We start from the raw sequence: 14450 nt of genomic DNA, 5'->3' as shown, positions 1-14450 counted from the left end.
GATAATGCTCAAGCCCGCAAGCGGGCTTGAGTGGCGGCATGGATTTCTAAGGAAATCCATCAGCACGCCCATGAACTGATAATGCTCAAGCCCGCAAGCGGGCTTGAGTGGCGGCATGGATTTCTAAGGAAATCCATCAGCACGCCCATGAACTGATAATGCTCAAGCCCGCAAGCGGGCTTGAGTGGCGGCATGGATTTCTAATCCAGCCCATCAGCCTTCAGATACGGAAAGGGCGGCAGCGATGCCGCCCTTTTTATTTGTTACGCACCTCAATCGCCGTGCCAGCCGCGATCGGCGGGCGAGACCTCCTGTACCGCTGTACGCTTTGGCAATAGTTACGGCATGGATCGCAGGGCTGGAGCCATCTCTTGTTCGGCCTTCGGCGCTTTCGGCAGGGCTCCGCGCCGGCTTCGATGCGATCAAGGCCATAAAATATCAGCCCGCCGTCACCGCGACCTCTTTGGCCGGCAAGGCACCTTCTATCAGCGCGGCGACCTCATCGGCCACCGCCAGCACCGGGGCGCGGTCGCGGGTGGCGCGCGCGATCACCATCAGCCCTTCCAGCGATGATTCGACAAGCAGCGCCAGAGCCCGGGCGCGGCGCTCGGGCACCCCTGCCCTGACGAAGGCCGCCTGCAGCAAGCCTATCCATTGCTCGAAAGCCGACCGGCACAGTTCGGCCAGCTCCGGCACGTCGGTCGGCGAGTCCAGCACCACGGGCGCGATCGGGCAGCCAAGCGTGAACTGGTTGTCCTCCAGCATGCGCGCGACCGACTGATAGATATGGTGGACGGCCACCGCCGGATCTTTTTCGGCAGCCAGCTCTTCGCCAAGCCTTTGAGTTACCTTGTCAACGCTGTCGCGCGTCACTTCGATGACCAGTTGGTCCTTGCCGCCCGGAAAATGAAAATAGAGCGATCCTCGTGGCGCACCGGAGGCGCTCAAAATGTCGTTGAGCGAAGTACCGTGATAGCCGCGCTGCCTCAGCAGCAGCGCCGTCGCCTCCATCATGCGGGTTCGGGTTTCGTTGGCCATGTCAACCTCTGTCAGGAGTCAGCATTATAGACCTTGCACTAGATATGACAATCGGTTTACATAATATGTAGATCAGTCTATATATCTTGACGGCATTCGTGTAAGAGGAGAACGATAAAATGACCATCCGTGAAGCAGAGGCCCAATGGCAGGGGTCGTTAAAAGAAGGTTCGGGCCGCCTTCGGCTTGGCAGCGGCGTCTTCGAAGGCGCCTATTCCTTCCCGTCGCGCTTCGAAAACGGTCCCGGCACGAATCCGGAGGAACTGATTGCGGCGGCGCATGCCGGCTGCTTTTCAATGGCGCTGAGCGCAATAGCAGGCAGCGGCGGCCATGTCCCCGTACGGATCCACACCGTCGCCAAGGTGCATCTCGGCATCAGCACGGCCGGACCGACGATCACCCGCATCGAGCTTGAAACGGAAGCCGAAGTCCCGGGCCTGGCGCCCGAGGAATTCCAGCGGCTTGCCCAATCCGCGAAGACGACATGCCTGGTCTCCCGAGCTTTGGCCGGCGTGGCGGATATCAGGCTCAAGGCCGACCTCGTCACGGCCGCCGCTGCGGAAAAATGAAATCAGGAGGTGCCAAGATGGAACAGAATAGCATCATGCTCGTCCATCCAGACGACCAATCCAGACGGACGGCCGAGATCATGCGGCGCTTCAACGACGTGTTCCAAAATCATGATCCGTCGGCACTCCCGGGCCTGGTGGCCGAGGACTGCGTCATCGAAAATACCATGCCGGCACCAAATGGCGCCCGCCATGCCGGACGGGAGGCGTGCGTCGGCCTATGGTCGGCAATCGCCAGCGAACCCGGCACCCGCTTCGACCTTGAAGAGACGTTCGTCGCCGGTGATCGCGCGACAATCCGCTGGCGTTACTGGCGTGCCGACGGCAACTCCATCCGCGGCGTCAATCTGATGCGCGTAGCGGACGGGCAGATCGTCGAGGCGATGGGATATGTCAAGGGGTAGCCAAAGGGTGCTACCGCTCGGTCAGCGCCAGTTTTGCGCCGAGCGCGACGAAGGCGCCAGCGAAGGTGCGGCGCATCCAGGTCAGTACCATCGGCCGCGACACGACATGGCTGCGGATCGAGGCGGCGAAGATGCCGTAGCCGACGAAGACGACGAAGGTCAAAAGCATGAAGACGGTGCTGAGCTCCAGCATCTTCGACAGCGCATGCGGTTCGGTGGTGCTGACGAATTGCGGCAGGAAGGCGAAGAAGAAGATCGACAGCTTCGGGTTGAGGATATTGATGAGGATGCCTGAGGTAATCACCTTGCCGGCCGAGCGCGGCGCGACATCCTGCCCGACGCTCAAGCTGCCGCTCTCTTTCAGCGTGTTCCACGCCATGTAGAGCAGGTAGGCGACGCCCAGATATTTCAGAGTCTCGAAGGCGAGTGCGCTGGTGTGCAGCAGCGCCGCCAGACCGGTGATGGCGGCCGCCATATGCGGAATGATGCCGAGCGTGCAGCCGAAAGCAGCGATGATGCTGGCGCGCGCGCCACGCGAAAGCCCGGCGCTCAGGGTATAGAGAACGCCTGTGCCGGGCGAAGCCACGACAATCAGCGAGGTCAACAAGAATTCGATGCTCACGGATGATCCTCCTGTGACCTGCCCGTCGGCAAGGTAGCCAGCGAACCGCGCGGGCACAAGCCAGCCCGGGGGCCAGGTAGTGTCTCATTTCAAGCATTGCCCCTGAAGCGACATTCGCATTGAGGTCAACAGCCAGTCTGGTGGACTGGCCGCCGCATCGGCGCATAGTCGTCGACTTACGCGATCTTGCCTTTGGGGAACAGTCGTGTGAGGGGGGCACGCCATGGAAGTCGCTGATGGCGCACGTGTCGACGTTCACGTCCCGTATACTCTCGTCCATTCCGATCGTGAGATCAGGCGTCTCAGCCATCAGGCGGGCATCATTAACCCGATCACGCGAAGAATCTTGCTGTCTGCGGGTATAAGACCCGGGATGCGCGTGCTCCACGTCGGCTGTGGCGCGGGCGACGTTACATTCCTGGTTTCCGAGATGGTTGGCAGCGAAGGTCAGGTAATCGGCGCAGATCGGGCTCCGGCGGCTCTTGCGGCGGCGGAGGGGCGCGCGGCGGCGCATCCGATCCAGAAAGTCAGCTTCCATGAAGGCGATCCCGCGGCACTCTCGTTCGACCGACCGTTCGACGCCGTGATCGGCCGCTATGTTCTGATCTTTCAAGCCGATGCTGTGGCCATGCTGCGTGGCGTCGCTCGTCACCTCCGGCCTGGTGGGACCGTCGTCTTCCATGAGCCGGATTGGAACGGCTGTCGATCCAGCCGCCAGCGCCGACCTACAACGACTGCTGTCGATGGATCGTCGAGACGTTCCGGCGCAGCGGTATCGAGACCAATATGGGTATCGAGCTCGATGCGGCTTCCGCGCGGCAGGATTAACCGCGCTCTCAATGCACTTGGAAGCGGTTGTTGGGGAACCAGGAGCGGTTTCGACTGGTCACACCAGACCGCTGAACTCATTGTCACGATGCTGCCGGAAATACAGAGCCGGGGAGTTGCGACGGCCGCTGAGGTCGATATTGAAACTTTGGGACAGCGCATGCAGCTCGAAATCGAGGCGGGTAGCGTGATCGTGAGCCGCTCGGAAGTGGGCGCCTGGTCGCGTGCCCCGACCTAAGTGACAAGACTGGAGCGACAGGGTAGCCCGTCCCAATCCTTCTCCTGGGTTCTGGGCGGCTGCCTCGCAGGAAAGACCAAGGCGAATATCCCGCTCTTGGCAACGTGCTTGTTCTGGCAGATGAACCCACGGCTACTTCCCACTCATTCCGGGCGCGCTTTCTGATGGCTTCCTCAGGCGAACCATGCACTGCTTGCCCTGGTATCACCACGATCGGCCTGACCTTCGAACGACCCTTCACCGCGAAAGAGACCAGTCTGGAACGCTTCTTGACGACCATGCCGTATAAGCTAGATCTTGTCCTTGCGCCGTGACCACCTCCTCCTGAAGCAGGATAACCGTCATGTGTCACAAATCCTTTGGATCGCAGGAGCTGACAAAAAGCGAGGTCGTGGCGCATGCCGTGTCCTGCGCCGCAGCCGTTTTCTCTGCACGCACGGCTTTCATGATCCTTCGCTCGGGCAGAGAAATGCTTGCGGCAGCCCTCGTGCTCGGACTTTGCGCAACTGCGGCCGCTGACGACGTGCTTTTCGAAAACGTCCGCATCTTCGACGGAAAAGGCGCTGCACTTTCGGCCCCATCGAATGTGCTGGTCGAGGGCAATGTGATCGCGCGGATCTCGGCAAGTCCCATCGCGGCCGAAGGCGCGCGGCGCATTGCCGGCAACGGGCGAACGCTAATGCCGGGGCTGATCGATGCGCATTGGCACGCAATGCTGATTGCGTCCACGCCGGCAGAGGCGATGGGCGACGTCGGCTTCGCCAATCTTGCGGCCGGCGACGAGGCGACGGATACGCTGATGCGCGGCTTCACCACCGTTCGCGACGTGGGCGGGCCGGCGTTCGGCCTCAAGCGCGCGATAGATCAAGGCATCATAGCGGGACCGCGCATCTATCCGTCCGGAGCCATGATCACCGTGACCAGCGGGCATGGAGATTTCCGCCAGCTCAGCGACTTGCCTCGGACGATCGGCGGCTTGTTCACTCCCATGGAGAGGAACGGCGGCAGCATAGTTGTGGACAGCCCCGACGAGGTTCGTTTGCGTGCCCGCGAGCAGTTCATGCAGGGGGCCGCGCTGCTCAAGTTGACAGCGGGCGGCGGAGTGTCGTCGCCCCACAGCCCGCTCGACGTCACCACCTTCACCGAGCCCGAACTGCGGGCCGCCGTTGAAATTGCCGAGAATTGGGGCACCTACGTCGCCGCGCACGCCTTCACCTCGGATGCGATCCGGAAGGCTATCGCGGCTGGTGTCAAGTGCATCGAACACGGCTTCCTCATGGACGAGGCAACCGCCAAGCTGATCGCCGAAAAGGACATCTGGCTGAGCTTGCAGCCGCTCCCCGAATTGATGAGGACAGGCCTCCAAGAGGGTTCGGTCGAGCGAGCCAAGGCCGATGAGGTGTGGCCGGGCATCGGCAGGACCTACGAACTCGCGAAGAAACACAAGATCAAGACGGCATGGGGCACCGATGTCCTGTTCTCCCGCGCGTTGGCGAAGCAGCAGGGGGCAATTCTGGCGTCGCTCGCGCGTTGGTACACGCCTGCCGAAGCGCTCGTCATGGCGACTGGGACCAATGCCGAGCTCCTCGCGCTGTCGGGCCGTCGCAACCCCTATCCGGGGAAACTCGGCGTGATCGAAGAAGGCGCGCTCGCGGACCTCCTGCTCGTCGAAGGCAATCCGCTGGAGAACCTCGACGTGGTGGCCGATCCAGCCAACAACTTCAAAATCATCATGAAAGATGGCCTGATATACAAAAACACTATCTGACGCCCGTTATCACAGCCTCGGCAGGCCATGGCTGCGACGCGCCATCAGGCAATCGTCGCCACCGGGCATGCAGGCGCGGCAGACGTCCGGTCGGACCTCGTAGATGCCGCAGGCGGTCGACTTGCCGACCTCGCCGGCAAGCGCCGAGCAACGTACGTCGTCACAGCGCATGCCCGCTTCGTCGGCGGCCACATAGTCTTGCGGGATCCGGTCGAGCTGCGCGTCGTCCTCGGTCGAGAAGCGCGGCCATTCGGATGAATAGGAACAGCAGGCGCCGCAGCTCTGGCAATCGAAGAGAGGGGCGGCGCGCTCCTCGAGAGGCGAAAAATCTCCGGCGCTCGCCAAGGCAAGCAGCCCTGACGCAACCGGATTCAGATCGGCGTTTCGCGGCAAAGACGCTATTTCTTCTTCCTGGTCTTGCGCGCCGCCGCTTCCGCCGGCGACTTGAACAGATCGGTCGCGGCCTCGGCGGTAACGTCGGCTTTCGGCGCGGCGGCCGGCTTGGCCAGCTTTGCGGTGCCACCGGATGCTGCCGGCTGATCCCTGGCGGAAAATTTTATGGCCATATCAATCCTCGTCGGAGAAACGCGATGATGGCGCATTCGAGTTGCGAAGGCGGCCGATCAGCGCTGAGACCGCCGTGATGTTCATTTCCTCGGGCGACCAGTTCCTGGTCTCCTCGATGTGCCGGGGCGCCAGCTCGCGATGCGTGCTGCCACTATAGGCGGCATCCTGATGGGTGACGCGCTCGTGGGTCTTGGCATTTTCGCGGACATACTCGATCAGATAGTTCGGGCATTCGGAGCGGCCACGCACGCCGAGCCTGACCTGGGCATCGCCATGGGCGCGCTTGCAGCGCTCCAGCTTCTCGAGCACCCGGCGGACGTATTCGACCGGCTTGTCGAGCTCTCCCACGATATCGGCGATGGTCGAATCGGCGGCGATCGCCTTTTGCGGGAGGCGCTTGGTGGCCATCAGCGTTTGCCCACGCGCTTCGGCGAGGCTGCGAGCGCGGCGGTCGCAGCCATCTCGTCGGCTGCCTTTTCCAGGCGCAGTTCGCGCAGCCGCGCGGTCTTGGCTTCCCGGGCCTCGCTGACAGCATCCTGTTCGGAAATGATGCGGTTGAGCGACATGGACTGGGTCTGGGCCTTGCTGAAGATGGATTCGGCCTGGTCGCGGGGTTTCTTTGAAGTGGCGGTCAAGGTCTTTCTCCCGGTTCGGAGCATGATGCCGCAAAATGGCGAGACCGGTCTTTCGACCAGGACCACGCACCAAGCAACGGCAGTCGGATTCAAATTGCTGAGCATCCTTAACACGTTCAAGCGAACGCGCGGTGCTCTTTTCCGATTTTTGAAGCGCGAAATGCAAAAGGCCAGGCATTGCCTGGCCTCCCGCTGAAGCGCCGCGCGTCCAGTTGAACCCGCTGACACTTTCTCATTTGCGCATGATCCTTTCTGGAAAGTGATGTTTCCCGGGTCATGCGCTGGAAATCGCCGTTCACCGGTTGTCTCGATTTTGATGGGGGAAGTTCGTCAAAGGCGCGCCTGGACACGCGGATAAGTCGGTCAAACAATTATCGACGAATTGCTTTTAGACTTCTTTTGCGTCAATTTTTGCTTTTGCCGGCCGGTGATATCTCGCTGCCGCTGTCTGCGCGGAATCGACGGAACCCGACTGCAAAATCACACCGACATGCGGGAACCGTTTTGGCTCTCGTGCATTTTGCCTATGTCGAAAGTTATTTTGAAAGAGCGATCTTGAGAAAGGCTGACGACAACAGGACGCCCCCCGCGCAGAAGCACGAGGGGCGTTCTTGCATGCGTCGGAGGAACCGCGCTCACGTCACCGCGGTGATCAACGGCAGAATCTCGTAGCGGAAGCCCAGCCCGGAGCGCACCGTCGGATCAGCTTCGGTCAGTTCCCTGGCGCCCTGTTCGTCTTCGGCCCGCACGATGCCAAGGCCCCATGGCCCGGCTGGATCGGCGACCGGTCCGAACAAAAGCACCCTGCCCTCGGCGAGTTTGCGGTGCAGATAGTCCGAATGCTGCTTCATCAGCGCCTCTTCCGCAGCGGTCATCGTGAAGGCGAAATCGGACCGTGGCGGTATGAGCCTGCAGTGGAACACGGCCTGTGGCTTGCCGTTCCCCTCGCTGGTGAGGAAATCGCCCAGCCAACCGAGCACGTGCTCCCAGCCGGAGCCGTGGGCGCGGCACGACTCCTTGCGCGCACCAAAACCTTGATGGCGCAGGGTCAGCCGGGTTCCTGCCTCGACCGCTTCCAGCATGTATACGACGGTAGTAACATTGTCGCCGTCCCACGGCGCCTTCCACGTCATCACCAGCCTGTGCGGCGGGTCGACCTCCAGATACTCACCCTGGACATGGAATTCCTCGCCGTCGGCGCCCTTGCCTTCCGAACGCCAAGCGCCGCCCGGCCGCACGTCTGCGATATGTCTGGTCGTTCGGTACTGTTCGTCCGAACCCCACCAGAGCGGGATCTGGTCTTCAGCGGTCAGTGCGTGAAACACGCGCTCCGGCGGCACTGCGATCGTCACAGTGGCAAGGATGGTGCCCGACGAAACGTCTGCGAATGCGCGCGGTCTGTCGTTGCTGGTCATCATTCGCTCTCGAGATAGGATTTCAGATTGCCGAGGCTCGCCTGCCAGAAATCGCGATAGGGCAAGATCCAGTCGGCCACGTCCTTGAGCTCGGCCGGCTCCAGCCGATAGAGCCGCTCGCGGCCGATCTTCTGCTCGGAGACGACGCGCAGCTCACGCAGGACCCGCAGATGCTTGGAGATCGCCGGCCGGCTCTGCGAAAAGGCCGAGGCAAGTTCGTTGACGGGCGCCGGCCCCAGGCGCAATCGGTCGAGGATGGCGCGTCGGGTCGGGTCGGCGATGGCCCTGAAAACGGAACGGTCATGGTCAGCCTGCGGCATCATACGTATCCATTTGGTTACCTATTATGCCGATCCTCTCCTCTTGTCAACTGCAGCTCGTGTTCAGCGTTCCTGTTCGGATGGCCTGATGACGATTTTGTTGACGCGCGCCGCTGATCGAGGCCTGCTTTCGCAGGATTGGTGATGTGCCAGCCGGGCCCGGTCGGCACAGAGCAGTCTCGAACGGCGTCTCCAGACCTGCCTTCGCCAGATCGCCCGGCGGGTGAACAAAAAGGCGGCTCGGCCGCCGGCTAAAAACTAAGACGCTTGGAGAAAGCGTTGGTGAAAGCGACCTCGCCGTTGTCGCCGGTGGCTTCGCCAAGCACAACGTCCATGCTGTCGCTGGTCACTCGCGCCAGCGCGAAGCCGCCCATATAGGCGGCCTTCGGCTTGAACAGGTCGAGCCCGTCGCGGCGGTAGATCATTGGTGTCTCGTGCTGGTGGCCGTGGAATATGCCGACGACGTTGTAGCCCTTCAGCGCCGCCAGCAGCGCCTGCCGGTCCGCCTCGCTCCACCAATGCGGCGGACCGGTACCGTCATCGTCGAAGGTGCTTTTGGCGGCATTCCAGCGTTCGGTCGAAAAAACATCCCAACCATAGTGCTGGTACAGGATGACGGGGCGGCGATCCGCTGCATAGGTCGCCAGATCCCGCTCCAGCCATGGTAGGCTGGATACCGCGCCGTGGCCGGCGTCGCCGGCAAAACGGTGCGTCTGGACGAGATGCAGGCCGCCCCAGTCCCATGAGTAGCAGTCGGTGTCGACATCGTAACTGGTGGCCGGCACCGGCGGCTTGAAGAACACGCCGGCACGATGGTTGATCTCGACATAATCGCGCATTTCGCGGCGGTACCAGTCGACGTGCTGCGGCGGGCCGTTCTGGTCGAGATCATGGTTGCCGAGCCCGACATAGACCGGCATATGTACGCGATCGGGGCCGACACCCTGCTGGTAACGCTGGCTGAACTGGAGCAGCTGCGTGCCTTCGCTGGGCTGGGTGACCTGGCCGCCGCCGTCGTCGGTCATGTCGCCGCCGACGACGAGGCCGAGCGGCGTGCCAATGCGGCTGCCGGCCGAGCGCAGTCCGGTGCCGATGCCGTTGATTTCGGCCGGCCAGTCCTTCTCGCCGATGGCGTTCAAGGCGGCGACACTGCGCAGCAAGGCGGCGTCGGTCTTGCCTTCCTGCTGACAATTGGGGCTCAGCCCGCTGGCCATGCGGCAGGCATGGACATCGGCGACGAACAGGAAGGTGGCGTCGACAGGCGGAATGCCCTGCCCGGTCCCTCCGAGCGCCGGTCGCGCAAGGGAGCCGGCTGCAGCCAACGCTGCCGCCTGTGCCAGGAAGCTGCGCCGGGAGAGTGATCCTGCCGAGATGCCATTCATGACGCGAGATTCAGCACAGCCGGCGCCTCTTCGTCCAGTTGGCTCGAACGGTATGTCGACACGATGCCGCAGGTCTGGCATTCCTTCAGTGTCAGGACTCAACTTGCCGGGCAGACGAGGACGCTATGAAGACTATATCCATCGGCACGGCACTTACCATCCTGGCGAGCGCCGCTCATGGTGCCGAGTGTTTCGACGCCAAAGCCGCCAAGGCCGGCTTCATTCTCGAAAGGCCCGGCATCCACAGCGAGTTTCGACCGGCGGCGGCTGGAATGGTGTCGGTTGCCAACGAATACCAATCCCAATCGCCGCAGACGCAGTTTCTGTTCGGTGGCCTGATCGAGGTGTTTCGCGACAGCGAGACCGGTCAGCTTGCCATGATCCCGTTTTCCGATCTCAGAAAGCTGTTTCCGCTCAAGGCCGGGGCGAAGAGCAAGACCATATTCGTCCGTCTCGCAGCAAACGAACAACCGAAGGGCACCGAGACGCTCGAGATCAACGTCAAGGGCAAGGAGACCTTCAGCCTGGGCGACTGCAAATACAACGTGCTCGCCGTCCGGCAGACGATCAAGAACGAGGCCGGCAAGACACAGGATGAATTCACCGCGCTGTACGCGCCCGACCTGCAGGCCGTTCTGGCCAGGCGCTATGACGAGGGCACCAGCGGCGAAAGCGTGGTCGGCTACGAGGTGATCAAACCGCTGCCGAATTAAGTCCCGGCAGGGCAGAGGGCGACTGGCGCTCCGGCATCAAAAGGCTTTGTACTGCCGCAGCACCCTGCGACGTCGCTTCGCTCCTGCTCCGCCCTTGGATGACGAAACTGGGGAAGCTCCCTGCTCCAGCGCGTTCAGGCAATCGCGCAGCACACCAGAATCCTGCGCCGTCTTGGCCATCGACATGGCGCCGGAATAGGTCGCGACCGCAAGCGCGGCGAAGCGCTGCGGATCGGTGCCCTGCTCCCTGCCCGCCTGCTGGTCGGCCCGTACCTTGTCGGCGATAGCCTGGCGCCATGCCGAAAAGATGCCGGCAAGGGCAGCGCGAAAATCCGCATCGGCCAGCGACAGTTCATGCGCCAGATTGTTGAGCGGGCAACCGCGCACGAAACCCTGTTGCTCCAGTTCCGCCGCCACGGCCTCGAACACGCTGCGCACGCCCTCGCGCGCCGAGCCTGCCGCCTGCACCGGCGCGATCCATGTTTCTTCGACGGCCGCGGAGACCCGCTCCTCGATCACCGCCAGCGCTAGCGCCTTCTTGGTCGGGAAATGATGATGCAGCGCGCCGCCGGTGACGCCCGCCGCCACCATCAGGTCGCCGAGGCTGGAAGCGTGGTAGCCGCGCACCTGAAAGGAGGCTTCGGCCACATCGAGCACGCGTTTGCGCAGGCCGTCCGGGTCGTTGGTGCGTTTCCCGGGCCGCATCTTCAGGCGAGCGATCATCTCTGCTGACATTTCCATACGATAGCAGATTGACAAAACAGGACAACCGGTCTGTTTATAAACAGGATGAACACCCTGTTTTGGAGACTGTGCGATGAGCCTGCCCCCGAATGCCCCGTCGAAATCCAGCCTCACCGCCTCGCCGGTCGTCGAGCTCAGGCAATACACACTGAAACCTGGCCGGCGCGACACGCTGATCGACATCTTCGACGGTCACCTGATCGATGGTCAGGAAGCGGCGGGGATGACGATCATCGGTCAGTTCCGCGATCTCGACCGGCCTGACATGTTCGTCTGGCTGCGCGGCTTCGACGGTATGGAAGCGCGGAAAAATGCGCTGACCGCTTTCTACGAGGGACCCGTATGGGCGGCCTGGCGCGATGCCGCCAACGCCACGATGATTTCCTCCGACGACGTGCTGTTGCTGAAACCGGCATGGCCGGGCGCGGGTTTCCAGCTGACAGGCTCACAACGGACAGCCGTGCCGGCTTCCGAAAAGCGAAGTGGAGACAATCGCTTGTCGGATAGTGTTGTCATCAAGATTCATCATCTGCGGCCCGGCGCCGAGGCCGACTTCGCCAGCCGCTTCGAAACCGACGCCATTGCCACGCTGGCGGAATTTGGCGCACGGCCACTTGCTGCGTTTGTTACCGAACATGCCGAAAACAGCTTTCCCCGCCTGCCGGTGAGATCAGGTGAAAACGTCTTCATCAGCGTCACCGCGTTCGACAGCGCGGACGCCCATGCCCGCCACGAGGCAGCCCTTGCCAGTTTCCCGGAGTGGCAGGCACTCGAGCGGGAGGCCCAGTCATGTCTGGCTAGATCGACCAAGACCTTGCGCCTATCTGCAACCTCACAGTCGCTGCTTGGGCGGTGAGAGGCAAGCCTCTTCCTTCTCCCCCTGCGGTTGAAGGAAGTGAGGTTCCTTCAAACGATTTGCATCCTTGCGGCTCGCAATCTCCGCTTGAAGCCGTTTGTGCAACGCGATACGCCGGTGCCGAATTCGACAGACTGGAGACACAAGTGAGCGCGCCAGAGACCAGAACCGAAACCGACACGTTCGGTCCCATCGACGTCGCCGCCGACCGTTATTGGGGCGCGCAGGCGCAGCGTTCGCTTGGCAATTTCAAGATCGGCTGGGAAAAGCAGCCGGCGTCGGTCGTTCGCGCGCTCGGCATCGTCAAGCGGGCGGCGGCCGAAACCAATATGGAGCTGAAGCGGCTCGACCCGGCCATCGGCAAGGCGATCGTCGAAGCCGCTCAGGAAGTCATCGACGGCAAGCTCGACGATCATTTCCCGCTGGTCGTCTGGCAGACCGGCTCGGGCACGCAATCCAACATGAACGCCAACGAGGTGATCTCCAATCGGGCGATCGAACTGCTGGGCGGCGTCATGGGCTCCAAGAAACCGGTGCACCCCAACGACCACGTCAATATGAGCCAGTCGTCGAACGATACCTATCCGACGGCCATGCACATCGCCTGCGCCGAGCGCATCGTGCACGACCTGTTGCCGGCGCTGAAGCATTTGCATGCGGCGCTCGAAGCCAAGACCAAAGCTTTCGCCCACATCATCAAGATCGGCCGCACGCATACGCAGGACGCGACGCCCCTCACCCTTGGCCAGGAATTTTCAGGCTATGCCGCTCAGGTCGCCTCGTCGATCAAACGCATCGAGATGACGCTGCCCGGCCTGCAGGAACTGGCGCAAGGCGGCACGGCCGTCGGCACCGGCCTCAACGCGCCGATCGGCTTTGCCGAGAAGGTGGCGGCGCGAATCGCTGACATCACCGGCATCGGCTTCGTCACCGCGCCGAACAAGTTCGAGGCGCTGGCCGCGCACGATTCCATGGTGTTTTCGCATGGTGCCATCAACGCCTGCGCCGGCGCCCTGTTCAAGATTGCCAACGACATTCGTCTGCTCGGCTCCGGCCCGCGCTCCGGCCTCGGTGAACTGTCGCTGCCGGAAAACGAGCCGGGTTCATCGATCATGCCGGGCAAGGTCAACCCTACCCAATGCGAGGCGTTGACGCAGGTCTGCATCCAGGTGTTCGGCAACAATGCCGCACTGACCTTCGCCGGCAGCCAGGGCCATTTCGAGCTCAACGTCTATAACCCGCTGATGGCCTATAATTTCCTGCAATCGGTGCAGCTGCTCGCCGACGCCTCCATCTCGTTCACCGACAATTGCGTCGCGGGTATTGAGGCGCGGGAAGAGAACATCAAGGCCGCACTCGACCGCTCGCTGATGCTGGTGACGGCGCTGGCGCCGACCATCGGCTACGACAACGCCGCCAAAATCGCCAAGACGGCGCACAAGAAGGGCACAACCTTGCGCGAGGAAGCGCTGGCCACCGGGTTGGTCAGCGAGGCCGACTACGACCGCCTGGTGCGCCCGGAGGACATGACGCATCCGGGATGATTTTGAGCTGATCGCAAAAACGTTACTGCTGTGAACAATCTGTAACCAAATCTGCATCTTTGGTGAACAGTCGCCCTGCTCTATGTGGATGGGTAACGCAACCCTTCCGGAGAGAGAGCCCATCATGTCCACCAATACATCCGTTGCCGGTTCCGGCACCGTTTCCAACGCCTCGGCCACCATCCTGCTTGGCCGCGTTCTGCTTTCAGTCATTTTCGTGCTTTCCGGTTTCGGCAAGCTCACTGCGATCGCCGGCACCGCCGGTTACTTCGCCAGCATGGGCCTGCCGATGCCGACCGTAACGGCGATTGTCGTCGGCCTGATCGAGCTGCTTGGCGGTCTCGCCATCCTCATCGGCTTTCAGACCCGGATCACCGCCTGGGTGCTGGCAATCTTCACCGTCGCCACGGGACTGGTCGCCCACACCGGCTGGGCCGATCAGATGCAGATGATCAGCTTCATGAAGAACCTGGCGATTGCCGGCGGCTTCCTCGTGCTGGCTTCCTCAGGCGCCGGCGCCTATTCGGTCGACGCCAAGCGCGGCTGACGCAGGCTAATAACTAGTGCAGCAAGGGGCGCGGAATTTTTCGCGCCCTTTTTTCGTTGTCTCTGTGTGTGCCGATTTGCCGATTTCAGCGACAGCCCTGCAAGGTTCGCTGAGCCGGCACGGGCCTGACCGGGCGCCGGCAAGGGGGTCACGATGTTCCGCAATGCGCTGCTTCTCGTCTCCCGGCTGCTGCTCGCTGCCCTGTTCGTCCCTTCCGGCTTCCACGCGCTTGCCGATATCGCCGGCACATCAGGCTATTT

General features: G+C 62.3%; 18 protein-coding genes. 8 read left to right on the top strand and 10 right to left on the bottom strand.

Annotated features, from left to right (window positions below; all coding sequences use genetic code 11):
• Nucleotides 1-438: 438 nt before the first annotated feature.
• Nucleotides 439-1038, bottom strand: coding sequence for a TetR/AcrR family transcriptional regulator (locus EOA86_RS04270; RefSeq protein ID WP_128340798.1), 600 nt, complete (start codon nucleotides 1036-1038; stop codon nucleotides 439-441).
• Nucleotides 1039-1157: 119 nt separating this feature from the next.
• Between EOA86_RS04270 and EOA86_RS04265 the strand changes: the two genes are divergently transcribed.
• Together EOA86_RS04265 and EOA86_RS04260 are read left to right on the top strand one after the other, a co-directional pair.
• Nucleotides 1158-1607 carry an OsmC family protein gene (locus EOA86_RS04265; RefSeq protein ID WP_128340797.1) on the top strand — a complete coding sequence of 150 codons (450 nt, stop codon included), beginning with the start codon at nucleotides 1158-1160 and terminating at the stop codon, nucleotides 1605-1607.
• Between the two features lie 17 nt (nucleotides 1608-1624).
• Complete coding sequence (locus EOA86_RS04260) at nucleotides 1625-2011, top strand: nuclear transport factor 2 family protein (RefSeq protein WP_128340796.1); 387 nt, start codon at nucleotides 1625-1627, stop codon at nucleotides 2009-2011.
• 10 nt (nucleotides 2012-2021) lie between these two features.
• Here EOA86_RS04260 and EOA86_RS04255 read toward each other — a convergent pair whose 3' ends face one another.
• Nucleotides 2022-2633: a LysE family translocator gene (locus EOA86_RS04255; RefSeq protein WP_128340795.1), complete on the bottom strand. Its 612-nt coding sequence runs from the start codon at nucleotides 2631-2633 to the stop codon at nucleotides 2022-2024.
• 223 nt (nucleotides 2634-2856) lie between these two features.
• Between EOA86_RS04255 and EOA86_RS04250 the strand changes: the two genes are divergently transcribed.
• Nucleotides 2857-3699 (top strand): methyltransferase domain-containing protein, encoded by an 843-nt coding sequence (locus EOA86_RS04250; protein WP_128340794.1) that lies wholly within the window; start codon nucleotides 2857-2859, stop codon nucleotides 3697-3699.
• 469 nt (nucleotides 3700-4168) lie between these two features.
• The gene (locus tag EOA86_RS04245) at nucleotides 4169-5467 is read left to right on the top strand and encodes an amidohydrolase family protein (protein WP_128340793.1); all 1299 of its coding nucleotides are present in this window, start codon (nucleotides 4169-4171) and stop codon (nucleotides 5465-5467) included.
• A gap of 9 nt (nucleotides 5468-5476) precedes the next feature.
• Here the strand turns inward: EOA86_RS04245 and EOA86_RS04240 are convergent, their stop codons facing one another.
• The 7 genes from EOA86_RS04240 to EOA86_RS04215 form a co-directional block, all read right to left on the bottom strand.
• Nucleotides 5477-5812, bottom strand: a complete 336-nt coding sequence (locus tag EOA86_RS04240; protein WP_245497125.1) for a YkgJ family cysteine cluster protein — start codon at nucleotides 5810-5812, stop codon at nucleotides 5477-5479.
• Nucleotides 5813-5865: 53 nt separating this feature from the next.
• Nucleotides 5866-6033, bottom strand: a complete 168-nt coding sequence (locus tag EOA86_RS38415) for a hypothetical protein (protein ID WP_164891551.1) — start codon at nucleotides 6031-6033, stop codon at nucleotides 5866-5868.
• 1 nt (nucleotide 6034) lies between these two features.
• Complete coding sequence (locus tag EOA86_RS04235; RefSeq protein WP_128340791.1) at nucleotides 6035-6442, bottom strand: hypothetical protein; 408 nt, start codon at nucleotides 6440-6442, stop codon at nucleotides 6035-6037.
• The gene (locus EOA86_RS04230; RefSeq protein ID WP_127211178.1) at nucleotides 6442-6669 is read right to left on the bottom strand and encodes a hypothetical protein; all 228 of its coding nucleotides are present in this window, start codon (nucleotides 6667-6669) and stop codon (nucleotides 6442-6444) included. The genes EOA86_RS04235 and EOA86_RS04230 overlap by 1 nt, the downstream gene beginning before the upstream one ends.
• A 635-nt stretch (nucleotides 6670-7304) precedes the next feature.
• On the bottom strand, nucleotides 7305-8087 hold the full coding sequence (locus tag EOA86_RS04225) for an SRPBCC domain-containing protein (protein WP_245497124.1): 783 nt from the start codon (nucleotides 8085-8087) through the stop codon (nucleotides 7305-7307).
• Nucleotides 8084-8404, bottom strand: a complete 321-nt coding sequence (locus EOA86_RS04220; protein WP_095519476.1) for a metalloregulator ArsR/SmtB family transcription factor — start codon at nucleotides 8402-8404, stop codon at nucleotides 8084-8086. The genes EOA86_RS04225 and EOA86_RS04220 overlap by 4 nt, the downstream gene beginning before the upstream one ends.
• A gap of 251 nt (nucleotides 8405-8655) precedes the next feature.
• Nucleotides 8656-9786, bottom strand: a complete 1131-nt coding sequence (locus EOA86_RS04215; protein ID WP_164891550.1) for a metallophosphoesterase — start codon at nucleotides 9784-9786, stop codon at nucleotides 8656-8658.
• Nucleotides 9787-9911: 125 nt separating this feature from the next.
• On the opposite strand from EOA86_RS04215, the gene EOA86_RS04210 reads away from it, so the two are divergent.
• A complete protein-coding gene (locus tag EOA86_RS04210) occupies nucleotides 9912-10499 on the top strand; it encodes a hypothetical protein (protein ID WP_128340789.1) in 588 nt (195 codons plus the stop codon).
• A gap of 36 nt (nucleotides 10500-10535) precedes the next feature.
• Here the strand turns inward: EOA86_RS04210 and EOA86_RS04205 are convergent, their stop codons facing one another.
• Nucleotides 10536-11222, bottom strand: a complete 687-nt coding sequence (locus tag EOA86_RS04205; protein WP_128340788.1) for a TetR/AcrR family transcriptional regulator — start codon at nucleotides 11220-11222, stop codon at nucleotides 10536-10538.
• Nucleotides 11223-11316: 94 nt separating this feature from the next.
• Between EOA86_RS04205 and EOA86_RS04200 the strand changes: the two genes are divergently transcribed.
• The 3 genes from EOA86_RS04200 to EOA86_RS04190 all read left to right on the top strand — a co-directional run bounded on the left by EOA86_RS04200 (nucleotide 11317) and on the right by EOA86_RS04190 (nucleotide 14190).
• The gene (locus EOA86_RS04200; protein ID WP_128340787.1) at nucleotides 11317-12099 is read left to right on the top strand and encodes an NIPSNAP family protein; all 783 of its coding nucleotides are present in this window, start codon (nucleotides 11317-11319) and stop codon (nucleotides 12097-12099) included.
• A 146-nt stretch (nucleotides 12100-12245) separates the two neighbouring features.
• Entirely contained in the window at nucleotides 12246-13643 is a 1398-nt protein-coding gene (gene fumC / locus EOA86_RS04195) for a class II fumarate hydratase (RefSeq protein ID WP_128340786.1), read from the top strand.
• A gap of 124 nt (nucleotides 13644-13767) precedes the next feature.
• A complete protein-coding gene (locus EOA86_RS04190; protein WP_128340785.1) occupies nucleotides 13768-14190 on the top strand; it encodes a DoxX family protein in 423 nt (140 codons plus the stop codon).
• Nucleotides 14191-14450 lie beyond the last annotated feature (260 nt).

It is taken from the genome of Mesorhizobium sp. M5C.F.Ca.IN.020.32.2.1 (assembly GCF_004023105.1).
GTDB classification, from domain to species: Bacteria; Pseudomonadota; Alphaproteobacteria; order Rhizobiales; family Rhizobiaceae; genus Mesorhizobium; species Mesorhizobium wenxiniae.
Note: the sequence above shows the minus strand (reverse complement) of the source record. Positions and strands in the feature narration are given on the sequence as shown.